This window comes from Pseudogulbenkiania sp. NH8B, from assembly GCF_000283535.1.
Taxonomy (GTDB): domain Bacteria; phylum Pseudomonadota; class Gammaproteobacteria; order Burkholderiales; family Chromobacteriaceae; genus Pseudogulbenkiania; species Pseudogulbenkiania ferrooxidans.
Genome location: NC_016002.1, coordinates 645,074 through 667,170, shown reverse-complemented (window position 1 = coordinate 667,170; position 22,097 = coordinate 645,074). Strand labels below are relative to the sequence as shown.

The window sequence follows — 22,097 nt, the reverse complement described above, 5'->3', positions numbered from 1 at the left end:
ACCCAGCGGCGGTAACATATAAAAACCCCGGGGCGCCGGGGTTTTGTCATTCAGCGCCTCGCCGACGGGCGAAAACGCCTCACCCCTCTGAGCCAGCGCCGTGCAGCCAGCGGTGCAGCCTCTTCCCGGGTGCGGTAGCGCAAGCCGACGTAGGCATCCAGCAGGGCCGCCAATTGCTCGCGATCGGCCTCGCCCAGCGACGTCCCGCGCTGCAGCAGCTCGGCCGGCGTATCTGCCGACGTCACCGCCACCCCTACCCGCCGCAGGCGCTGCGCCAGCAGCAGCCACCCCACCAGCAAGGGCTCGCGTGGCGGCAGGCTACGCCACCACCACCAGAGCGGCAGCAACGCCAGCACGGCGCCGAGCAACAACCCCTTGAGTACGGCTGCAGTGTCGACCTCGGGCCCCAGCCCCAACGAGCGGAACAGCGAGCGTTGCCGGCCCGCATCATAGCCGACCACCCATTGCTGCCACACAAAGTTGGCAGCCAGCCAGTGCTGACGCAGGGCCATGATCCAGGCGGGAGGCCGCCCACCCAGTATCGGCACTGCGGCGCGCACCGCCGGTACCGCCTGTTCTACGCCTTGCTCGATACGGTCCGGCGATACCGCTGCGGTTGGATCGACACGCCACCAGCTCTGGCGCGAGGCCAGCCAGACCTCGACCCAGGCATGGGCATCGGAAGAACGAATCTGCCAGTAGCCCCCCGCAGGGTTGTATTCTCCTCCTTGGTACCCCACCACAACGCGACTGGGAATGCCTGCAGCACGAGCCAGGAATGCCAACGCCGAGGCGTAATGCTCGCAAAACCCCTGTCGCGTCTGGAACAGGAACTGGTCGACGATGTCCCCCTCCAGCAGAGGCGGGGACAGGGTATAGCGGAAGTTCTCCAGACGGAAATGCTCCAGCAGGCTCCGGATATAGTCCTCCTCGCCCTGACTGCGCGCCCGTATCGACGCCGCCAGGGCACGCGTGCGTTCATTGCCTGCCGGCAGATGGCGGTAGTAGGCGAGATGGCTGGCATCCAGGGGTTCTGCCAACAGGGCTCCGGTGTGGCTGCCCGCCCGGTAGCGAATGCGGGTGTCGCTGGGACGCGGCTGCCGCCAGACCATGCCGGCACGCTCGCGCAGCCCTTCCGCCACCTCACCCGGCAGGTCGAGTACCGGCACCCGCCCTTTGTCCGGCACCACCGTCAGGGTGTAACTGACAGGATTCCCCCCCAGCACCTGGCCGCCGGGCTCGTCTACCGCCCCGGCATTGAACCAGCGGCGGCCATCGAACTGGTCGAACAGCATCACCCGCCAGTAGAAATCGCGCCTTGGCGGCGCAGCCCCGGCAAAGACGGCAGTAAAAACCGGTTCATTGCTGGGGATCAGCTGGCTGATACTGCCCGGAGCCATGTCTTCGGCCAACCCGCTGCTGGCCGTAGCGCTCGCAGCGGGAATGCTCCACAACGGCCCAGGCAGACGTGGCATCACCACGAACAGCACCAGCATCAGGGGCAGAGAAAGCAGCAAGGCCTGCAACGTGGCCCGCAAACTGGTGAGTATCGGCTGCTTGCCGTGCAGCGCCGCCATCGCCCAAGTCAGGCTGAACAGACTCAGCACCAGCCAGCCGGCCGCCAAGGGCGACTGGTCGAACAGCAAGGGCGTCGCTGCCAGGAAAAAACCCAACGCCAGCAACACCCTCCAGTCGCGCAGGCTGAAGGTCTCGAAGGCCTTGAAGCCAACCAGCAACAACAGCAGAGCGCTGCCGCCTTCGCGGCCGATCAGGGTGCGCAGGGTCAGCCATAGCAGTACCAGCGGCACCGCCACCGCTAGCGCCACCAGCCAGCGCGGCGGCAACTGGCGTTGCTGCCACAGCAGTATGCCCCGTGCCAGCAGCATTGCCGCCGACAAGCCCACTACCCAGCCCGGCAGGTAGCGCGCCAGGGGAGCGGCGGTGACCGCCAGAGCGAGCAACACCGGTAACACCCGGCGCAGCGCATCGCTCCCGGTCATGGCGCCTCTCCATAGCGTGCCAACAGCGCCAAGGCCTGTTCCCGTTGATGGGGCTGGGGACCAACCTCCGCGCCCGGCACACGCAGCCGGTAGCAGTGCTGTTCACGCTCGCACTCCAACACACGCCAGGCCAGCCGCGACAGCCGCGACTCGGCATCGTCCCCTGGCGGATAGTCGTGCCAATCCAGCACGCGACAGCCACCCGCCACCGCGCCGGCAAAGCGCTTGCTCGTCAAGACATCGCGTCGGGCGAGAACTTTCCAGGCGATCTGGCGCGGCGTGTCGCCGTCACGATAGGCGGCCAGATGGGAAAACTCGTCGCCTCCCGCCGTCGATAGCGCCTCGCCCTCCCCGCTCGCACCTTGCCGGGAACCGAACACATCGCTCAGTGGCACCGGATAGACCAGTGCCTGCTGTCGCAAACGGACATAGGCAAACGCACGGATCAGTCCGAACGGGACGTCGCTGCTGAGAGCCAGCGCCGGCATCGCGAGCAGGCCGCGCTGTGTGGTGGCCAGTGGCAGCGATAACCACACACTGGAGTGGGGGGACAACTGGCAAGCCGAGGCGCGCCCGGTACTCCCGGCCAGGTGGCCCTGCAAGGTACGCGACCAGCCCGAGGGATTATCGAGCCGTACCGAAAAGTGCGTCACCTCCCCGGCAAACACCGGGTCGGCCGTCCCGGCCTGTAGCGTCAGCCCCGCCAGCTGCCGATACGCCATCAGCACCGACACCAACAACAGGCCGATGATCCAGAATGACAAGGCATAGGCCAGACTGACCGCGTAATTGAGCGCGCCGACCCAGATTGCCAATGCCACCCCCAGCAGCATCCAGCCGAATGAGGTCGGCAGCAGGTAGATGCGCTGATGGCGCAGCGTCCACTGCGCGGAAGGCGGCAGGCGGCGTACCAGCCAGGCCTGCAGGTGGCTACGGAATCGCAACGCCCGCCACCAACGCGGCCAGCTCATCGTCCGACACCGGCCCTCCCCCCGGCTGCGCGGTCGTCAGGCGATGGCCGGCGACGGCCGGAAACACTGCCTTGACGTCATCCGGCAATACGTAATCGCGCCCCTCCAGCAAAGCCCAGGCTCGCGCGGCAGCCACCAAGGCCAGCCCGGCACGCGGGCTCAGCCCCTGGGCGAAACGGCGCCCCTGCCGGGTGACCTGGAGCAGCGCCAGGACATAATCGACCAGTGCCGGACTCACGGTCAGCCGGCTGGCTTGCGCCTGCAATTGCAGCAACGGCAGCGGCTCCAGGGCCGGAACCAGTTCCTCCATTACCCGGCGCCGCTCCTCACCGAGCAGCAAGGCCCGCTCCGCCTGCGGTGGCGGATAACCCAATCCGATACGCATCAGGAAGCGGTCCATTTGTGACTCGGGCAAGGGGAACGTGCCAACCTGCTCGAGCGGGTTCTGGGTAGCGATGACGAAAAACGGCTGCGGTAAAGGATGTGTCTCGCCATCCACCGATACCTGACGCTCCTCCATCGCCTCCAGCAAGGCCGACTGCACCTTGGGCGAGGCCCGGTTGATCTCGTCGGCGAGCAGCACCTGGGCGAAGACCGGGCCACGGTGAAAGCGGAAGGTGCCGGTTTCGCGCTCGAAGATGTTGACGCCGACGATATCGGCCGGCAACAGGTCGCTGGTGAATTGGACGCGCCGGTAGTCGAGCCCGAGAACACGCGCCAGCCCCTGCGCCAGCGTGGTCTTGCCAACCCCCGGCACATCCTCGATCAGCAGGTGGCCACGGGCGACCAGGCAGGCCAGCGCCAGCTTGATGGCATCGCTCTTGCCGAGCAACAACGCATTTAGTTGACGATAAGCAAAGGCGAGAGATTGCATTTCCGGGAGGTTCCGAGCACTATTTATCAAAAAGTCATAGATTGCGTCCCATTCTACGCAACAAGGAAACGCTCGTGTTTAACTGGCTGAAAAACCGCCTGCCGCACAACGGACTGACCGCCTACATCACCCATTCCGACTGCCTGCTGCACAATATGGGGGTCGGCCATCCGGAATGCCCGGAGAGGCTCACCGCCATTCGCGACCAACTGATGGCGTCGCAGCTGTTCGACTTCCTGCAGGAGGTGGAGGCGCCGCTGGTCACCGACCAGCAGCTGGCGCGCATCCATCCGCCCCGCTACGTCGAATACATCGAATCCTGCGCGCCCGCGGTCGGCACCTTCCGCATCGACCCCGACACCGCGATGTCGGCGGGCACGCTGCCGGCGGCGCTCCGTGCTGCCGGCGCCGTGGTCAAGGCGGTGGACCTGCTGTGCGAGGGCAAGGCGCCCAACGCCTTCTGCGCCGTGCGCCCGCCCGGCCACCATGCCGAGAGCGACCGCTCCATGGGCTTCTGCTTCTTCAACAACCTGGCAGTCGGCGTGGCCCATGCTTTGTCTTACTACAAGCTGGAGCGGGTCGCCATCATCGACTTCGACGTGCACCATGGCAACGGCACCGAGCAGATCTTCCGTGACGATCCACGGGTGATGATGGTGTCGACGTTCCAGCATCCGTTCTACCCCTACTGCGGCGACCAGCCGCTCGGCCCCAACATGCACAACGTGCCGCTCAAGGCCGGGAGCGGCGGGCGCGAATTCCGCGAGGCGGTGGAAAACGTCTGGCTGCCGGCACTGCACCAGTTCCAGCCGCAGATGCTGTTCATCTCGGCCGGCTTCGATGCGCACAGGGAGGACGACATGGGGTCGCTGGGACTGGTGGAGGCGGATTACGAGTGGGTAACGCGGCAGTTGATGGCGGTGGCCGCACAACACGCCGAGGGCCGCATCGTCTCGGTGCTGGAAGGCGGCTACGACCTGTCGGCACTGGCGCGCAGCGTGGTGGCGCACCTGCGGGTGCTGTCGGAGGGATAGGCGCCGGACCGGACCCTCTACGCGTTGCAGACATGAAAAAGCCGACATTACGTCGGCTTTTTTCATCCTGACAGTTACTGCCCGCCGGATCCGTTGCCAGCAGAGCCGTCAGCCTTCTCGCCGATCTTGCCCTCTTGCCCGGTCAGCAGCTTGATCAGGTTGGACTTGTGACGATGCACCACCAGAATGGCGATGATGATGGAACTGCCGAAGTAGACGCTGTGCGGCCCGACGATGAAGAAAGCGTAGACCGGGGCCAATACCGCTGCAGTCAGCGCCGACAGCGAGGAAATCTTCACTACGACGGCCATGAACAGCCAGGTGGCCACGGCGGCCAGCGCCAACCACAGGTTGAAACCAAACAGCACGCCCACGGCGGTAGCAACCCCCTTGCCGCCTTTGAAGCCGAAGAATACCGGCCACATGTGACCAACCAGTACCGCGATGGCGGCCATTCCCACCGCCTGCTCACCCAGGCCATAACGCGGGCCGAGCCACTGCGTTAGCGCCACCGCCACCCAGCCCTTGATGCCGTCGCCCAGCAGGGTCAGCACGGCGGCCAGCTTCTTGCCGCTGCGCAACACGTTGGTGGCCCCCGGGTTGCCGGAGCCGTAGGAGCGCGGGTCGGCCATACCCATCAGGCGGCTGACGATCACGGCGAAAGACAGCGAACCGATAAGGTAGGCCGCCACGAGAAAAGCAAAAGCTGTCGTGGTCATCGTATATCCACTAAAATGCAAGACTTCGAATTTTACGGTATCAGGCGGCAATCCCCAACTGCCGCGCTCCAATGGACATCATCTTCTTGCGCGAGGTGCGCGCCGACACCGTCATCGGCGTCTACGAATGGGAGCGGCAAGCCCCGCAAGTCATCGAAATCGATCTGGAAATCGGCATCCCCAGCGAAGTGCCGTGCCATAGCGACGATATCGGCGATACCATTCATTACGGCGTGGTGGTCGAACGCCTGCGCAAGGCGCTGGCCGAGCAGCATTTCCTGCTGATCGAGGCGCTGGCGGAATACATCGCCAAGGTCATCCGCGAGGATTTCGGCGCGCCATGGGTCAAGGTTTCGGTAACCAAGCTCGGCATTTTGCCGGGAGTAAAACAGGTCGGGGTCATGATTGAGCGCGGCCACCGGCCGCACTGATCCCGGCAAAGGCAACGGCCCGCATGCGGGCCGTTTTTTGTTGGCACAAGGTGTTGTGCTGATCATTCGTTACCACTGCCACTTCAAGCGCAACTCTGTCTGGTGCTTGGTGACCTTGAGCGACAGGCGGGTATCCTCGTCGAGGCGCCAGCTAGGCCGCAGATCGAGACTTTGCCCGCCAGGCGAATCAATCCGCTCCAAGGCGAACGCGCCCGAGCGCAGCACCACCGTCTCGGTGGCGGCAATCCGGCTTTCGCTCTTGCCGGCATAGGCCGCTCCCGGCGTTGCGCACATCCACGCGCCCTCGGGACATTTCGCCAGTGCCGGCATGGCAAAACAGCCGCACAGCACAGAGATCCAGCACAACGAGTATTTCATGGCGATCGTCCTGCAAGGTCGACGGGAAGCCGCTACTCATATCAGCATGGATCATCCCTAAATTCATTCAAGCAGTTATTTCATCTTAAATTATTCGTTTATTCTTGCTGATTGCGCATGAAGTCGGCGGTATTGAAAAAGGCCTCCAGCAGCTTCTCTTTCAGCGCTTCCTCCACCACCAGGTCGGCAATGGCACGACTCATGCAGGACATCCACTGATCACGGGCGGCGCTGTCGACCGGAAATGGCATGTGCCGGGCACGCAGACGCGGATGGCCATACTTTTCGATGTACAGCGAGGGGCCGCCGAGCCAGCCCGACAGGAACATGTAGAGTTTGTCGCGCGACTCGGTCAGGTCGGCCGGATGCATATCGCGCAGCGCTTTCACGGAGGGGTCGCTGTCCATGATGTCGTAGAAGCGGTCGGTCAGCCAGCGTACCACGCCGGCTCCGCCCAACAGTTGAAAGGGGGTCATGTCCTGCATCGTTCTATCCTGCCAAGTTGCGCTGCCATGGCAATCGACCTCGCCTGTGCGTCACAAGCCAGGCCAGTGCCTCATCAGCAGCCGGTAAAAGGAAACTCCAATGGCGGGCGGCGCCCACCGATGATGTCGGCCAGCGCCCGCCCCGAGCCCGGACCTTCAGTCCAGCCCAGCGTGCCATGGCCGGTGTTCAGATAAAGACTGGGGTAGCGGGTACGCCCGATCAGCGGCACATTGCCCGGCGAGGCGGGCCGCAGACCGGTCCAGTACTGAAGCGCCCCTTCCCAGTCGCACGCGTCAGGAAACAACGCCCGCGCGCGTTGCACCAGCAGGCCGCAGCGCACCGGGTTGAGCGTCGAGGAGTACCCGGCGAGTTCGGCAGTGCCGGCCACGCGCAGGCGGTCTCCCAGCCTCGACATGAAGACCTTGTAGCTTTCCTCGGTGAGCGCCACCGTGGGCGCCGCCGCGGGCTCGCGGATGGGCAGAGTGACCGAATAGCCCTTGGCGGGATACACAGGCAGCGCGAGACCGATGCTGCGCGCAATCGGCGTGCTGTAACTGCCCAGCGCCAGCACGTAGGCATCGGCGCTCACCGTCTCGAAGTAGCCATCCGGGCGAGTCACCGACACCCCGGCGACATCGCCACCTTCGGCCAACAAGGCGTTGATGCGGGTGGAAAAGCGAAACTCCACGCCCAAGGCCGCTGCGGCCGCAGCCAGTCCCGACGTGAATTTGTGGATATCGCCGGACTGATCGCTGTCGCAGTAGCAGGCCGCCGCAATGCGGTCGGCACTGGCGGCCAGGGCAGGCTCGATCCGCAGCAACTCGGTACGCGAGATTTCCCGTTTATCGACGCCGAACTCGCGCATGGTTTCGGCCGCGAGCAAGGCTTGCTCCAGATCCCGACGGGACTCGAACAGCGTCACGATACCGCGCGCCAGGTGATCGAAGGCGATGCCGGTTTCCTCGCGGATCAGTGCGAAGGTGTCACGGCTGAAGCGCCCCAGCGCCAGCATGCACAGCATGTTGCGATGCGCGCGTTGCGGCAGGCATTCGCGCAGAAAGCGTAGCGCAAAGGCCCACTGGGCGCTGTCGAAGCGCGGCCGGTACAGCAGCGGAGCATCTTCCCGCAGCAACCACTTGAACACTTTCCATGGGGTGGACGGCTGCGCCCACGGCTCGGAGTGGCTTACCGAGATCTGTCCGCCATTGGCGAAACTGGTCTCGCGCGCCGGACCGGTCGCCCGCTCCAGCACCACCACCTCGTGTCCGTCACGCGCCAGGAACCAGGCCGTCGAGACGCCGATGATGCCCGCCCCCAACACCACCACCTTCATCGTAGAACCCCGTTCACGATAGCAAAGAGGGGGGCATGTCCACTGGGTACGGCCCGAGCGCTAGGGCGGCGCTGGCACATGTTCAAGCCGAACGGCCGGCGCCATTGGCGGCCAGCTCGTACACGGTCTTGCCGCGCAGCTTGAACAGGTCGGCGGCAAAATAGAAGTTTTCGGAATGACCGACGAACAACAGGCCATCCGGCTTCAGCAACGGCGCGAACTTTTTCAGTACGGCGAGCTGGGTATCGCGATCGAAATAAATCATCACGTTGCGGCAGAAGATGGCGTCGTACTGCTTGCGCAGGGGCCAGGTGCTGTCGATCAGGTTGAGGCGCGAGAAGCTGATCATGCTGCGCAAGGCGGCCTTGGCCTGGTAGCTGCCGTCGCCCTGCTTGTCAAAAAAACGCGTGGCATGCCCAGCCGGCAGACGTGCAATTTTGTCAGCGGGGTAGATGCCCTTGCGGCCGGTTTCCAGCACCGTGGTATCGAGATCGGTGGCGGTGATCGACACGCGCGCGCCCGGCACGCTCTCCAGCGCCGTCATCGCGATCGAGTACGGCTCCTCGCCGGTCGAGGCCGCGGCGCACCAGATGGCGAGCTCGCCACCCTGCTGCGCCTTCTTTTTCAGGTGCTCGGAGAGAATGGGAAAATGGTGTTCCTCACGAAAGAAGAACGTCAGGTTGGTCGTCAGCGCATTGACGAACTGCTCGAACTCCCGGCGTCCGGAGGCGGACTCGAGTTGGTCGAGGTAAGCGGCAAAGCTGGAGAGCTTCAGTTCACGGATGCGCCGCACCAGGCGACCGTACACCATGTCCTTCTTGGAAGGATTCAGGGCAATGCCGGCTTCGCGATAGATCAGCTTGCGGATGCGTTCGAAATCGGCATCATTGAAGGCGAATTCACGCGTGTACTCGACCTTGGGCAGGGCAATCGATGGCAGCTTGATCATGAAGTCCACATAAAAAAACCCGGGCGGAAGCCCGGGTCTTATCTTAGCGTGGATTGCTTATACCGAGAAGGACGAGCCACAGCCGCAGGTGGTCTCGGCGTTCGGATTGCGAATCACGAACTGCGAGCCTTCCAGGCTTTCCTGGTAGTCGATCTCGGCGCCGACCAGGTACTGGTAGCTCATCGGGTCGACCAGAAAGGTGACGCCTTCGCGCTCGATGGCGGTATCGTCTTCGTTGACGATTTCATCGAAGGTGAAGCCGTACTGGAAACCGGAACAGCCACCGCCGGTCACGAAGACGCGCAGTTTCAGGTCCGGATTACCTTCTTCCGCCACCAGGTCGCGCACCTTGGAGCAGGCGCTGTCGGTGAACGCGATCGGGCTCGGCATTTCGGTCGTAGCAGTCATTTTTTACCTCACAAAACAAACAAATGCCGTCAGCACGGCTTTCATCCTACTATTTTAGTCGGATATTAGGCCGGCTGGCCAGTTTTCAATACGGCAGGTGGGTGCAAAAGCCGCACCCCATATCCACGGCGGCGAAAAAGCCTCCGACTGCTGACGTGTCCCGGTCCTGTCAGCCGTACTTACGGCAGCAAGGGGACGATATCGAGACCGGCGTTTTCCGGCTGGCCAAACATCAGGTTCATCACCTGCACCGCCTGGCCGGAAGCCCCCTTGACCAGGTTGTCCTCGACCACCAACACGATCAGCAGGTCGCCGTTACCAGGCCGATGCAGCGCGATGCGTGCGGTGTTGGAGCCGCGTACCGAGCGCGTCTCGGGATGGCTGCCGGCCGGCAGCACGTCGACGAACGGTTCAGCGGCGAAACGCTGCTCGAACAAGGCCTGGAAGTCGGTCGCACTGGCCTCGGGGCGGATGCGCGCGTAGATGGTGGAATGGATGCCGCGGATCATCGGTGTCAGATGCGGCACGAAGGTCAGCTTGACCGGTGCGCCGTGGATCGCCGACAGACCCTGCATGATCTCGGGCGAGTGGCGGTGCCCCTTGACGGCGTAGGCCTTGAAGTTGTCGCCGGCCTCGGCCAGCAGCGTGCCGACCTCGGCCTTGCGGCCGGCCCCGGACACGCCGGACTTGCAGTCGGCGATGAGGGTGTCGACGTCGATCAGCTGCTTGCCGCCTTCCAGGAGCGGCAGCAGGCCGAGCTGTACCGAGGTCGGGTAGCAGCCGGCCATGCCGACCAAGCGTGCGGCCTTGATCGCCTCGCGGTTGACTTCCGGCAGCCCGTACACGGCTTCGGCCAACAGGTCGGTACAGCTGTGCTCCATCGCGTACCACTGCTGGAACACGGCGGGATCCTTCAGACGGAAGTCGGCGGCCAAGTCGATCACCTTGACGCCCGCCTCCAGCAGCTCGCGCGCCTGCGCCATGGCAACACCGTGCGGGGTGGCGAAAAACACCACGTCGCACTCGGTCAGCTTGGCCTCCTCGGGCGTGGAGAAGGCAACATCGACACGACCGCGCAGGCTCGGGAACATCTCGGCCACCGGCATGCCGGCTTCCTTGCGCGAGGTTACCGCGGTGACGTGTGCCGCCGGATGCCCGGCCAGCAGACGCAGCAGTTCCACCCCGGTGTACCCAGTGCCACCGACAATACCCACCTTGATCATGCCCAACTCCTCGTAGCTGTAAAACAATGTCGCAAAGACGACAGTCTAAGTAGAGTAACCAGCCAACGCAACAAAACAAAAAAGCCACCTCGCGGTGGCTTTTTCGATCCAGTCCAGCAGCGGATTAACGCTTGGAGAACTGCTTGGCGCGGCGTGCTTTACGCAGACCGACTTTCTTACGCTCGACTTCACGGGCATCGCGGGTAACGAAGCCAGCGTGGGACAGAGCGGGCTTCAGCTCGGCGCTGAAGTCGATCAGGGCACGGGTGATGCCATGACGGATGGCGCCGGCCTGGCCGGTTTCGCCGCCACCAACCACGTTCACCTTGATGTCGAACGACTCGAGGTGCTCGGTCAGAGCCAGCGGCTGGCGGATCACCATGCGGCCGGTTTCGCGGGCGAAGTACTCGTCAACCGGCTTGCCGTTGACGATGATCTGGCCGGAACCCTTTTGCATGAATACACGCGCTACCGAGCTCTTGCGACGGCCGGTACCGTAGTAATATTTACCGTTCATCTTTTGCCTCTAAATCAGAATTCCAGCACTTTCGGCTGCTGAGCAGTGTGCGGATGTTCGCTACCGGCGTATACCTTGAGCTTCTTGATCATGGCGTAACCCAGCGGACCCTTCGGCAGCATACCCTTGACGGCTTTTTCCAGAACACGTTCCGGGAACTGGTTTTGCAGTTCGGTGAAGGAACGCTCTTTGATACCGCCCGGATAGCCGGTGTGACGGTAGTATTTCTTGTCGAGTGCCTTGGCACCGGTAACACGCAGCTTGTCGACGTTAACGACTACGATGTAGTCGCCGGTATCAACGTGCGGGGTGAATTCCGGCTTGTGCTTGCCACGCAGACGGCGGGCAACTTCGGCCGCGAGGCGACCCAGCACCTTGTCCGAGGCATCGACCACGTACCACTCGCGCTTTACTTCATGCGGCTTGGCAGAAAAGGTCTTCATGGAGCTCTTCCATCGTAAATTCTTGAAAGTTCCGGATTCTATTACAGTGCCTGGGGACTGTCAAACCCTTGTGCGGCAACAGAAAAGGCGGGGTGAGGCGAGCTCGGAAAAGTGTTGTAACGGGTGTCTCAAAGCACCAGAAATGCCACCTGGGGCTTGTGCAAAAGGCAAAAAAAAAGCGCAACCGTTAGATTGCGCCAAGTTCCACCTAAGAAGGAGGATGGAGGAGACAACACCAAAACGCACACGTTGCATGTAACGTCCTGATGCAGTACCGATTATCGGCACATGTGATCGATTACGCAAGTATTTTTTGTGCAGTGCAGTATAAATTTGCAACTGACGCCTGAATCACACTCGCCTAGCCTCAAGAATTCCTTGCAAATCAAGAACATGAGACAGAACACGGTTGATGTCGTTGACCTGCCGCACCTCGACGGTGAAACGCATCCGCGCCTTGAGATCCTTGGAGAGCGTGTTCACAGCAATGACATTGAGCTTTTCCCGCGACAAGACGTCAGAAATATCGCGCAACAGGCCGTTGCGATCATGCGCGATCACTTCTATGTCGATCGGGAACACGCTGGTCTTCTGCTCGCCCCAGTCGGCGGCGATCAGGCGCTCGGGGGCGTCCGCCGACAGCCGCTTGAGCGTGAGGCAATTGGCGCGGTGGATGGAGATTCCGCGCCCCTTGGTGACGAAGCCGACCACGGCGTCGGGCGGCGCCGGCTTGCAGCAGCGCGCCAGCTGCGTCATCAGGTTATCGATGCCTTCGATCAGGATGCCGCCGGCGTTGTGCCCGCCCTTGCTGCGCTTGACCAGGTCTTCCGGGGCGATGTCCGGCGGTGGCGGCGGGGCGAAGCTCTCGATCGCCTGGGCGACCGAGCGGATCGACAGCTCGCCGTGGCCGAGCGCGCCGTAGAGCTCGTCCATGCGCGCAAAACCGAGTTTTTCGGCGAGCGCGGCCAGGTTGGGTTGCAGGTTGGGGTGGCGCGCCAGCTCTTTCTCGAACAGCTGTCGCCCGCTCTCGCGCACCGCGTCGGCGTTCTGCAGCCGGATGTGCTGGCGGATCTTGGCGATGGCGCGATGGCTCTTGACCCAGCCTTCGTGCAGCCAGTTGACGCTGGGGCCGCCTTCCTTGGCCGCCAGGATCTCGACGCGCTGGCCGTTCTGCAGCGGCGTGGACAGCGGCACGATCTGCCCTTCCACCTTGGCACCGCGGCAGCGATGGCCGAGGTCGGTATGGATGGCGTAGGCGAAGTCGATCGCGGTGGCGCCGCTGGGCAGCGCCAGCACCCGGCCGTTGGGAGTCAGCACGTAGATGGTGTCGGAGAACAGCTCGGTCTTGAAGGCGTCGGTCAGGCCGGAGCGGTCGGAGACCTCCTCGCGCCAGTCGAGCAGTTGCCGCAGCCAGGAGATTTTTTCCTCGTAGGCGGCATCGCCCTTGCCTCCTTCCTTGTAGCGCCAGTGCGCCGCGACGCCGAATTCGGCGTGTTCGTGCATGTCGAAAGTGCGGATCTGCACTTCGATGACGCGGTCTTCCGGGCCGATGACGGCGGTGTGCAGGCTGCGGTAGTCGTTGGCCTTGGGGTGCGAGATGTAGTCGTCGAACTCGCCCGGCACCGGTTGCCACATGCTGTGGATCAGGCCCAGCACGGTGTAGCAGTCCTTGACCGATTCGACCAGCACGCGCACGGCGCGGATATCGTACAGCTCGGAGAAGTCGAGGTTTTTCTTGCGCATCTTTTTCCAGATGGAATAGATGTGCTTGGGCCGGCCGGCCACCTCGCCGTTGACGTCGGCGGCACGCAATTCGCCACGCAGGGTGTCGAGCACGCGCGCGATGTAATCGATGCGGCCGAGGCGGCGCTCATCGAGCAGTTTGGCGATTTTCTTGTAGTTTTCCGGTTCGATATGGCGGAATGCCAGATCTTCCAGTTCCCACTTGATCTGCCACACGCCGAGACGGTTGGCCAAGGGGGCGAACACGTCCATGGTTTCCTGGGCGATGGTGCGGCGCACCGCTTCGGGGCACTCGGTCAGGTAGTGCATGGTCTGGGTGCGCCAGGCCAGCTTGATCAGCACCACGCGGATATCGGCCACCATGGCGAGCAGCATCTTGCGCATGGTCTCGGCCTGGCGCGCGCGCTCCTCCGGGGTGTCGAGCTTGTCGATGCGGGCGATCTCGGTGAGCCGGCGCACGCGGTTGACGCCATCCACCAGCACCACAACGGTGGGGTTGAACTCGTTCGTCATCCATTCGTGCCAGTCTTCGCGGAAATCCGGCACGGCGAACAGCAGCGTGGCGACCACGGCGTCGGTCAGCAGGTCGAGGTCGGCGACGATGGCAGCGGCCGATACGGCGTGGCTGAACACGTCCTCGCCGGTCTGGGTCAGGCGCTTGCCGGCGTACAGCTCGCGCGCGCTGTTGAAGGCGCGGGCCAGCGCACTGCGGTCGGCCTCGTTTTGCGAGGCGGAAAGGTGCTCGAGCCAGCGCTGCGGATCGGCGGCACCAGCCAGGGTATCGGCTACGGAACGGACTACGGAAACCATGATTCTCTATTCTCGTGACGGCCGCTTGGCCGTCCTCTTCGTCAACATCACACGCTGAAGGTTCAGCGCTCTTCGGCCAACCTGTGCAGCAGCCGGCGCACCGGGGCCGGCACCCCGGCATCGGGAGCCTCGTCCAGCGCCAGCCAGCTGCCGTTTTCTTCCTTCGCCACGCGTCCGTCCAGAGCCTCCAGACGTAACGGCTGCGGGGTGATGATCAGCCGGAAATGCGAAAATACGTGTTCCAGCTCGGGCCAGGCCGGCAACAGGTCGCCCGGGCCGCGCTCGCGCCGCCATGCGTCGACGGCCTCGGAAGTCTCGAACTCCGGCAGCGACAGCAAGCCGCCCCAGATGCCGCTGGGCGGACGCCGTTCCAGCCAGACGCGGCCCTGGTGCACCGCCAGCAGCATCACGGTACGTCGCGTCGGCACCACTTTCTTCGGCCGGCGCGCCGGCAGTTCGGCGCAGCGCCCGTCGCGCGCGGCGACGCAGCGATCGACCATCGGACAGACGGTACAGGCCGGCTTGCTACGGGTACAGACGGTAGCGCCCAGATCCATCATGCCTTGGGTATAGGCGGTCATGCCTTGATTTGGCAGCAGCGATTCGGCCAGGACCCACAACTGCTGCTCGACCTTCTTCTCCCCGGGAAAGCCTTCGACGCCAAAGCAGCGCGTCAGCACGCGCTTGACGTTGCCGTCGAGGATGGCCTCGCGCTGGCCGAAAGCGAAGGCGGCGATCGCCGCCGCGGTGGAGCGGCCGATGCCGGGCAGACGCTCGATCTGGCTGCGTTCCTGCGGGAATTGCCCGCCGAACTCGCTCATCACCATGCCCGCGGCCTTATGCAGATTCCGTGCCCGGGTGTAGTAGCCGAGGCCGCTCCACAGGGCCAGCACGTCGTCGAGCGGCGCTGCAGCCAAACTGGCGACGTCGGGAAAACGCGCGAGAAAACGTGCGTAATACCCCAGCACCGTGCTCACCTGGGTCTGCTGCAGCATGATTTCCGACAGCCATACCCGGTAGGGATCGCTCACCTGCCACGGCAGTCCGTGCCGTCCGTGAGTTTGCTGCCAGGCGATCAGGCGCTCGGCGAAGGCGCTTTCCATGCTGCTTTTCCTGCTGAGAAACGAACCGGACATGGTACTGCAAAGCCCTGACGCGACCAAGACGCAGCGCGGCATTGGGCATGGGAATTCCAAGCGCCGCCGGGCGATCTGGCTTAAAATAGGGGATTGATTTTCACGAGATGTTCCATGTCCAGCTTCCGCTCCCGCCAACGCGCCAACGTACGCCGCGACCAGACCCACCGCGACCGCCAGGCTCAAGCCGCTCCCACGACCGGCAATGACGCCCCGGCCGGCAAGCCGCCGCGCCAGGAAGAGCGCCGGCATTTCGACCGGAAGCCGGACAGCCGGCCGCATGGCCAGGGCAAGCCGCCGCGTCGCGAAGGCGAAGGCTTCGGCCAGCAGGAGCGCCGCCAGTTCGGCGACAAGCCGCGCTTCGGCCAACCTCGTCAGCAAGGCGAGGGGCAGGAACGCCGTCCGGGTCCGCGCCGCGAGGGCGAAGGCTTCGGCCAGCAAGAACGCCGCCAATTCGGCGACAAACCGCGCTTCGGCCAACCGCGTCAGCAAGGCGAAGGGCAGGAACGCCGTCCGGGACCGCGCCACGAAGGCGAAGGCTTCGGCCAGCAGGAGCGCCGCCAGTTCGGCGACAAGCCGCGCTTCGGCCAACCTCGTCAGCAAGGCGAGGGGCAGGAACGCCGTCCGGGACCGCGCCGCGAAGGCGAAAGCTTCGGCCAACAGGAGCGCCGCCAGTTCGGCGACAAACCGCGCTTCGGCCAACCGCGCCAGCAAGGCGAGGGGCAGGAACGTCGTCCGGGACCGCGCCGCGAGGGCGAAGGCTTCGGCCAACAGGAGCGCCGCCAATTCGGCGACAAACCGCGCTTCGGCCAAGCACGCCAGCAGGGCGAGGGGCAGGAACAGGGCTTCGACCGCAACAAGCGCCATTACGGCCAGTCGCGCAAGGACAGCGCCGCATTCGGCAAGAACGAACCGCGCGACGACGCCCAGCATCCTCATTCCGGCCCATCCCGCGCCCAGGGGGAATGGCAGGAGCGTCGCCCCGCGCCGCGCCGTGAAGGTGAAAGCTTCGCCAAGCACGGCAAACGCCAAGGCGACGAGCCGCCGCGTTTCGGTCGCGACCGCTCCGATCAGCCACGCCGCCACGAAGCGGACCGCCGCCAGGAAGACGAGGCGCTGCCGTTCACGCCAAGCCCGACCGGAGCCAGAAAGCCGACCTTCATCAGCCGGCCCAAGGAGCAGGATGACCAGACCGCCAGCCCGGCTCCGCGCCGCGAAGATGATCGGCCGGCGGCGCAGGCGCGCCACGAGTCGCGCCCCCGTTACGATGCCGGTCGCAGCGAAACCGAAGCCGGTGACGACGCCCCGCTGTTCACCCCGAGCCCGACCGGTGCCAAAAAGCCCGGCTTCATCAAGCGCGCCGGCGACGCCGAAGCGCGCCCGGCGGCACGCGAAAGCCGCGCGACGCCGTTTGCCGGCGGAGTGCGTCCGGAAGGCCCGCGCCAGCCGGCACCCAGCGCCCCGCTGACGGTCGGCCGCAAGGTCCAGCTGTCGCTGTTCGCCCCCTGCCCGCGCGGCCTCGAAGAGGTGCTCGCTGGCGAACTGACGGCTCTGGGGGCGCAGCATATCCAGCCGACCGATGGTGGGGTCGGCTTCAGCGGCGACGCCAGCATGATGATGCGCGCCAACCTGCACAGCCGCACCGCCAGCCGTGTGCTGATGCTGGTAGCCGAAGGCAGCTACGCCTCCGAGCACGACGTCAACCAGCTGGCGATGCAGGTGGACTGGCCGCGCTTCTTCGACGTCAGCCGCACCATCAAGCTCAAGACCGACGGTGTCGGCTCGCAGGTGCGTAGCCTCGATTTCGTCTCGCTGACGGTGAAGGACGCCATCTGCGACCGCTTCCGCCAGTCCGGCCTCGGCCGCCCCTCGGTCGACACCCGCACCCCCGACGTGCGCGTGCAGGTGTTCCTGACCCCGGACACCGCCAAGATCTACCTCGACACCAGCGGCGAGCCGCTGTTCAAGCGCGGCTGGCGCGAGGAAACCGGCGAGGCGCCGCTGCGCGAGAACCTCGCCGCCGGCATCCTGCTGCTGGCCGGCTACGACGGCAGCCAGCCCCTTATCGACCCGATGTGCGGTAGCGGCACCTTCCTCGTGGAAGCCGCCGACATCGCGCTCCAGCGCGCGCCAGGCCGCAACCGCCGCTTCGCCTTCCAGCGTCTGCGCGACTTCGATTCGGTCGCGTGGGAAGCGCTGCAGCTCAACGCCAGGTTGGCCGAAAAGCCGCTCGCCCCGCTCGCCATCCATGGCTCGGACCGCGACGCCGCGATGACCGCCATTGCCCGTCACAACCTGCAGACGGCAGGCCTGGCCGAGGTCGTCGCTCTCAACACCGGCGAGGTGCTCGACGCCCGCCCACAGGGCGAGAACGGCCTGATCGTCAGCAACCCGCCCTACGGCGTGCGCCTCGACGAACAGGACGCGCTGGCCGCGCTCTACCCGCAGCTGGGCGACTGGCTAAAGCAGCACTTCGCCGGCTGGACCGCGTACTTCTTCACCGGCGACCTGCGCCTGGCCAAGCTGATCCGCCTCGAGGTGAAACGCCGCGTGCCGCTCTATAACGGCGCCCTGGAATGCCGCCTGTTCGCCATCCCGCTGGTGGCCGGCAGCGCGCGCCGCGACAAGGGCGACGAACACGCCGGCTGAGCCAGCCCCGCCCGCCCTCTCAACCGCCATCGTCATGCCGACATGGCGGTTTTGTTTTGGGCGGCACCCGCGCGTTGCCGGCGGCGGCGGGATGGTCTTTACTTCTAGCAGGGTGCCGCTCGTCCCGGCCGCACCGTGCTTTCACGCCAGTACCTTCCTGCCGGCGTTTCGTTCACGCCGGATGACGCACGGCAACGTATCGATGCCGATTGGGAATGGCAGCCATTCTGTTTCGTTAGGGATTTCGCCAATTAGCCGACGCTAATGTGCCTGCTACGATCGTCGTATGGTCGTGCCACACCTCACCGAGCCCCGGTCACGACCTTCACATACGATATCGTTGATTGCGACAGGGAATGACATGAAGAAACCGTTCTACACCCGTCTGTACTTCCAGGTGCTGCTGGCGATTGCCATCGGCGTCACGCTGGGTGCCGTGGCACCGGATTTCGCCGCCAAGATGAAGCCGCTGGGCGACGCCTTCGTCAAGCTGATCAAGATGATGATCGCCCCGATCATCTTCACCACCGTGGTGGTCGGCATCGCCAAGATGGGCGACATGAAGGAAGTCGGCCGCGTCGGCGGCAAGGCCTTGCTGTACTTCGAAGTGGTGACCACGCTGGCGCTGGTGATCGGCCTGGTGGTGGTCAACGTGCTCAAGCCGGGTGCCGGTCTCAACATCGACCCGTCCACGCTGGACTCGGCCGCCGTGGCCAAGTACGCCGCCGGCGCCAAGTCGATGAACACCATCGACTTCTTCATGAACATCATCCCGCATAGCGTGGTATCGGCCTTTGCCGAAGGCGATATCCTGCAGGTGCTGCTGTTCTCGGTGCTGATGGGCGCCGCGCTGTCGGCCATGGGTGAAAAGGGCAAACCGCTGGTGAGCATTCTCGATGAATTCTCCCACTCCATGTTCCACATCATCGGCATGATCATGAAGCTGGCCCCGATCGGAGCCTTCGGCGCCATGGCGTTCACCATCGGCAAGTACGGCGTGGGTTCGCTCAAGCAGCTGAGCTACCTGATGCTGTGCGTGTACCTGACCTGCGCCGCCTTCATCTTCATCGTGCTGGGCACCATTGCCAAGCTGACCGGCTTCAGCCTGTGGAAATTCCTCGCCTACATCAAGGAAGAGCTGATCCTGGTGCTGGGCACCTCGTCGTCCGAATCGGCGCTGCCGCGCATGATGACCAAGATGGAAAACCTCGGCTGCGCCAAGCCGGTGGTGGGTATGGTGATCCCGACCGGCTACTCGTTCAACCTGGACGGCACCTCGATCTACCTGACCATGGCGGCCATCTTCATCGCCCAGGCGGTGAACGTGGACCTGACGCTGGGCGAAGAGCTGGGCCTGCTGGGCGTGCTGCTGCTGACCTCCAAGGGTGCTGCAGCCGTGACCGGCGGCGGCTTCATCACGCTGGCCGCGACCCTGGCCACCCTGCACGGCAAGCTGCCGGTGGAAGGCCTGGCGCTGCTCCTGGGGGTGGACCGCTTCATGTCCGAAGCCCGCGCCATCACCAACCTGATCGGCAACGGCGTGGCCACCGTGGTGGTCGCCAAGTGGGAAAACGCGCTCGACGTGGAACGCATGAACCGCGTGCTGAACGGCGAGACCGTGGAAGAAGCCGACGAGCCGGAAGCCGTTGCGGAACAAGGGCTGGACACCGTGGTGCTGACCACCAAGCCGGGCGTCAACGCCTGAAGCAGATTCCTTGTCCGCTCAAAACCCCGTCACACGTGACGGGGTTTTTTTATTGCCGGCGGGCAGGCCCGTCGAGCGAGATCACGCCAGCTCAGGCGCGACGCAGGTTGACCAGCACGATGCCGGCAAACACCAGCAACGCGCCGACGAGAAAACGCGGGTCGAGCGGTTCACCCAGCAGCAGCACGCCGAATGCCACGCCGAACAGCGGCGTCAGGAAGGAGAAGGCCGACAGGCGCGACGCCAGGTAACGGCGCAACAGCCAGAACCAGGCAAGGAAGCTGGCAAACGCCACGATCACACCCTGAAACAGCAGGCTGGCCCAGGCGATCGGACTCATCTGCAGCGTCGCCCACTGCCCCGTGCCACCACCCAGCGCCAGCAGCAGCACCGAGGCCACGGTGAGCTGGTACAGCAAGGTCTGGGACGGAGACGCTTCGGACAGGCTGGAAGCGCGCACCACGATGGTGGTAGCGGCCCAGAGCAATCCCCCCAGCAGACCCAGCGCATCGCCCAGCAGCATGCGCCCCCACTCCCCCTGCCCGCTCAGGCCGTTGGAAAAGGCCAGCGCAATGCCGGCGAACGCCAGCCCCACCCCGCCCCACTGCGCCCGCCCCAGATGCTCGCCCTTGACGCGCCAGTGCAGGCCCAGTGCGGTAAAGATCGGCGCCGAATAAAGAAACACCACCATGTGCGAGGCACTGGTATAGATCAGCCCGACCGAGACGCACAGGAATTCGCCGGCAAACAACGCGCCTGCCACCAGCCCGGCACGAAGCCGGCCGTCGCGCAGGGAGAAGCGCTCCCGGCGCCAGCACATCAGGGCGCCCACCAACAAGGCGGCGAGCAGGGAGCGCAACCCGATCTGCATGATGGGACTGACGGCACTGGCCGCCAGTTTGACGGCCACCTGCTGCATTCCCCAGCACAGACAGAGCAGCAGCATCAATCCGGCGGCGAGGCCATCCAGCGGTTTGCGAGCGGTCGACATGGTAGTTCCGATTCTCAAAGTCATGGTCGGGGCGCGAAAGCACCGGCCCCGATGAAGATATCCCGATTGTAGCGATGGCGGTTTACAATCAAATAACGAATTTCCGACAACCCATAGGGAGTTTTGGACAATATGGCACGTCGCCGACAACTGCCGCTCCTGCTCGAACAGCTGACTCAGCCGGTATCCTTCCGCGTGGTGCACCTGGAGGGCGCCAGCGAGTACCCCCCGCACCGCCATGCAGCGGGGCAGTTCGTCTATTCGTTCAGCGGGGTGCTGGAGGTGGGGATGGCTGGGCGTCACTACCTGGCGCCCCCGCAGTACGGCATCTGGATTCCGCCACAGCTGGAACACGTGGCGAGCAACCGCTACGAGGCGAGCTACTGCTCGCTCTATCTGGAGCCGGCGCAGTGTGCCGACTTGCCACGGGAAGCGTGTACCCTGGCGATCAACCCCTTGATCCAGGCCATTCTCGACACCCTGCGGCGAGGGCAGCTGGAATACCCCCGCACCGAGCGTGAGGGGCGTCTGTTCCAGGTACTGCTCGACCAACTGGCGGAGAGCCCATGCCACGACAGCTACCTGCCGATGTCGGACGACCCGCAGCTGGGCAAGGTACTGCATGCCCTGCAGCAGCAGCCGGGGGACACGCGCTCGCTGGCAGCGTGGGCCGGCGAGGTGCACAGCACCGAGCGTACGCTGTCACGGCGCTGCCATCGCGATCTGGGGATGTCCTTCAGCGCCTGGCGGCAACGGCTTAAGGTATTGCAAGCAATTGACCTGCTGGAAGACGGGCGCCCGGTGCAGGACACCGCGCTGGAACTGGGTTATAGCAGCGCGTCGGCCTTCATCGCCATGTTCCAGCGCCTGATGGGACTGACACCCGAGGAATACCGCCGACAGTGGCGCTGAATGTAGGTCGGAAACGAAAAAGCCCGAACGATGACGTTCGGGCTTTTTCTTGAATCTGGTGGCCAATCTCGGAATCGAACCAAGGACACGCGGATTTTCAATCCGCTGCTCTACCAACTGAGCTAATTGGCCATGAAAACACAGTTTGCCGATCGTTGTTACCACAGGAAGAATCGAGTGGTGGCCAATCTCGGAATCGAACCAAGGACACGCGGATTTTCAATCCGCTGCTCTACCAACTGAGCTAATTGGCCCCGATCCGGCCAACTGCGCCGTCAGAGAGCAGCATTAAAGCAGATGCATGACATGGCCGTCAAGCCCTAATACAAGAAAATCATGCAAATGGCGATCGCATGAAAAACGGCCAGACATGGCCGCACCGGCC

21 protein-coding genes and 2 tRNA genes are annotated in these 22,097 nt (G+C 64.3%); 6 read left to right on the top strand and 17 right to left on the bottom strand.

The window, feature by feature from the left end:
- Positions 1-50: 50 nt before the first annotated feature.
- The 3 genes from NH8B_RS03215 to NH8B_RS03205 are packed head-to-tail and all read right to left on the bottom strand — an operon-like array spanning position 51 to position 3,845.
- Positions 51-2,000, bottom strand: a complete 1,950-nt coding sequence (locus tag NH8B_RS03215; RefSeq protein ID WP_014085993.1) for a transglutaminase TgpA family protein — start codon at positions 1,998-2,000, stop codon at positions 51-53.
- On the bottom strand, positions 1,997-2,971 hold the full coding sequence (locus NH8B_RS03210; RefSeq protein WP_051002141.1) for a DUF58 domain-containing protein: 975 nt from the start codon (positions 2,969-2,971) through the stop codon (positions 1,997-1,999). The genes NH8B_RS03215 and NH8B_RS03210 overlap by 4 nt, the downstream gene beginning before the upstream one ends.
- Positions 2,931-3,845, bottom strand: a complete 915-nt coding sequence (locus tag NH8B_RS03205; protein ID WP_014085991.1) for an AAA family ATPase — start codon at positions 3,843-3,845, stop codon at positions 2,931-2,933. Before NH8B_RS03205 ends, NH8B_RS03210 begins: the two co-directional genes overlap by 41 nt.
- Positions 3,846-3,919: 74 nt before the next feature.
- Between NH8B_RS03205 and NH8B_RS03200 the strand changes: the two genes are divergently transcribed.
- Entirely contained in the window at positions 3,920-4,879 is a 960-nt protein-coding gene (locus NH8B_RS03200) for a histone deacetylase family protein (protein ID WP_008953409.1), read from the top strand.
- Between the two features lie 74 nt (positions 4,880-4,953).
- Here the strand turns inward: NH8B_RS03200 and plsY are convergent, their stop codons facing one another.
- The gene (plsY, locus tag NH8B_RS03195; RefSeq protein ID WP_014085989.1) at positions 4,954-5,598 is read right to left on the bottom strand and encodes a glycerol-3-phosphate 1-O-acyltransferase PlsY; all 645 of its coding nucleotides are present in this window, start codon (positions 5,596-5,598) and stop codon (positions 4,954-4,956) included.
- 71 nt (positions 5,599-5,669) lie between these two features.
- Here plsY and folB point away from each other — a divergent pair, with 71 nt between their 5' ends.
- A complete protein-coding gene (folB, locus tag NH8B_RS03190) occupies positions 5,670-6,029 on the top strand; it encodes a dihydroneopterin aldolase (RefSeq protein WP_008953411.1) in 360 nt (119 codons plus the stop codon).
- A 69-nt stretch (positions 6,030-6,098) separates the two neighbouring features.
- Here folB and NH8B_RS03185 read toward each other — a convergent pair whose 3' ends face one another.
- The 10 genes from NH8B_RS03185 to mutY all read right to left on the bottom strand — a co-directional run bounded on the left by NH8B_RS03185 (position 6,099) and on the right by mutY (position 15,422).
- Entirely contained in the window at positions 6,099-6,407 is a 309-nt protein-coding gene (locus NH8B_RS03185; RefSeq protein WP_014085988.1) for a hypothetical protein, read from the bottom strand.
- A gap of 98 nt (positions 6,408-6,505) precedes the next feature.
- On the bottom strand, positions 6,506-6,883 hold the full coding sequence (locus NH8B_RS03180; RefSeq protein ID WP_232503519.1) for a group II truncated hemoglobin: 378 nt from the start codon (positions 6,881-6,883) through the stop codon (positions 6,506-6,508).
- An 83-nt stretch (positions 6,884-6,966) separates the two neighbouring features.
- Positions 6,967-8,226: a D-amino acid dehydrogenase gene (locus tag NH8B_RS03175; RefSeq protein WP_014085986.1), complete on the bottom strand. Its 1,260-nt coding sequence runs from the start codon at positions 8,224-8,226 to the stop codon at positions 6,967-6,969.
- Positions 8,227-8,308: 82 nt separating this feature from the next.
- A complete protein-coding gene (locus NH8B_RS03170; protein ID WP_008953415.1) occupies positions 8,309-9,175 on the bottom strand; it encodes a CheR family methyltransferase in 867 nt (288 codons plus the stop codon).
- A gap of 57 nt (positions 9,176-9,232) precedes the next feature.
- Positions 9,233-9,583 carry an iron-sulfur cluster insertion protein ErpA gene (gene erpA, locus NH8B_RS03165; RefSeq protein ID WP_008953416.1) on the bottom strand — a complete coding sequence of 117 codons (351 nt, stop codon included), beginning with the start codon at positions 9,581-9,583 and terminating at the stop codon, positions 9,233-9,235.
- 179 nt (positions 9,584-9,762) lie between these two features.
- Positions 9,763-10,806: an N-acetyl-gamma-glutamyl-phosphate reductase gene (argC, locus tag NH8B_RS03160; RefSeq protein WP_014085985.1), complete on the bottom strand. Its 1,044-nt coding sequence runs from the start codon at positions 10,804-10,806 to the stop codon at positions 9,763-9,765.
- Positions 10,807-10,930: 124 nt separating this feature from the next.
- Positions 10,931-11,323 (bottom strand): 30S ribosomal protein S9, encoded by a 393-nt coding sequence (gene rpsI / locus NH8B_RS03155; protein ID WP_014085984.1) that lies wholly within the window; start codon positions 11,321-11,323, stop codon positions 10,931-10,933.
- A 14-nt stretch (positions 11,324-11,337) separates the two neighbouring features.
- Positions 11,338-11,766, bottom strand: coding sequence for a 50S ribosomal protein L13 (rplM, locus tag NH8B_RS03150; protein WP_008953419.1), 429 nt, complete (start codon positions 11,764-11,766; stop codon positions 11,338-11,340).
- Between the two features lie 351 nt (positions 11,767-12,117).
- Positions 12,118-14,319, bottom strand: a complete 2,202-nt coding sequence (locus tag NH8B_RS03145; protein ID WP_014085983.1) for a RelA/SpoT family protein — start codon at positions 14,317-14,319, stop codon at positions 12,118-12,120.
- Positions 14,320-14,381: 62 nt separating this feature from the next.
- On the bottom strand, positions 14,382-15,422 hold the full coding sequence (gene mutY, locus NH8B_RS03140) for an A/G-specific adenine glycosylase (protein ID WP_014085982.1): 1,041 nt from the start codon (positions 15,420-15,422) through the stop codon (positions 14,382-14,384).
- Here mutY and NH8B_RS21275 point away from each other — a divergent pair.
- The 3 genes from NH8B_RS21275 to NH8B_RS03130 all read left to right on the top strand — a co-directional run bounded on the left by NH8B_RS21275 (position 15,421) and on the right by NH8B_RS03130 (position 19,809).
- Positions 15,421-15,552, top strand: a complete 132-nt coding sequence (locus tag NH8B_RS21275; RefSeq protein ID WP_255345168.1) for a hypothetical protein — start codon at positions 15,421-15,423, stop codon at positions 15,550-15,552. The two genes, mutY and NH8B_RS21275, sit on opposite strands and share 2 nt — an antisense overlap.
- Positions 15,553-15,569: 17 nt before the next feature.
- Positions 15,570-18,104 carry a THUMP domain-containing protein gene (locus tag NH8B_RS21360; protein WP_014085981.1) on the top strand — a complete coding sequence of 845 codons (2,535 nt, stop codon included), beginning with the start codon at positions 15,570-15,572 and terminating at the stop codon, positions 18,102-18,104.
- Positions 18,105-18,465: 361 nt separating this feature from the next.
- Positions 18,466-19,809, top strand: a complete 1,344-nt coding sequence (locus tag NH8B_RS03130; protein ID WP_014085980.1) for a dicarboxylate/amino acid:cation symporter — start codon at positions 18,466-18,468, stop codon at positions 19,807-19,809.
- A gap of 91 nt (positions 19,810-19,900) precedes the next feature.
- Here the strand turns inward: NH8B_RS03130 and NH8B_RS03125 are convergent, their stop codons facing one another.
- Positions 19,901-20,800: a DMT family transporter gene (locus tag NH8B_RS03125; RefSeq protein WP_014085979.1), complete on the bottom strand. Its 900-nt coding sequence runs from the start codon at positions 20,798-20,800 to the stop codon at positions 19,901-19,903.
- Between the two features lie 132 nt (positions 20,801-20,932).
- Between NH8B_RS03125 and NH8B_RS03120 the strand changes: the two genes are divergently transcribed.
- Positions 20,933-21,712, top strand: a complete 780-nt coding sequence (locus tag NH8B_RS03120; protein WP_014085978.1) for an AraC family transcriptional regulator — start codon at positions 20,933-20,935, stop codon at positions 21,710-21,712.
- A gap of 56 nt (positions 21,713-21,768) precedes the next feature.
- On the opposite strand, the gene NH8B_RS03115 is transcribed toward NH8B_RS03120, so the two are convergent.
- A tRNA-Phe gene (locus NH8B_RS03115) sits at positions 21,769-21,844 on the bottom strand.
- A 46-nt stretch (positions 21,845-21,890) separates the two neighbouring features.
- A tRNA-Phe gene (locus tag NH8B_RS03110) sits at positions 21,891-21,966 on the bottom strand.
- Positions 21,967-22,097: the final 131 nt, after the last annotated feature.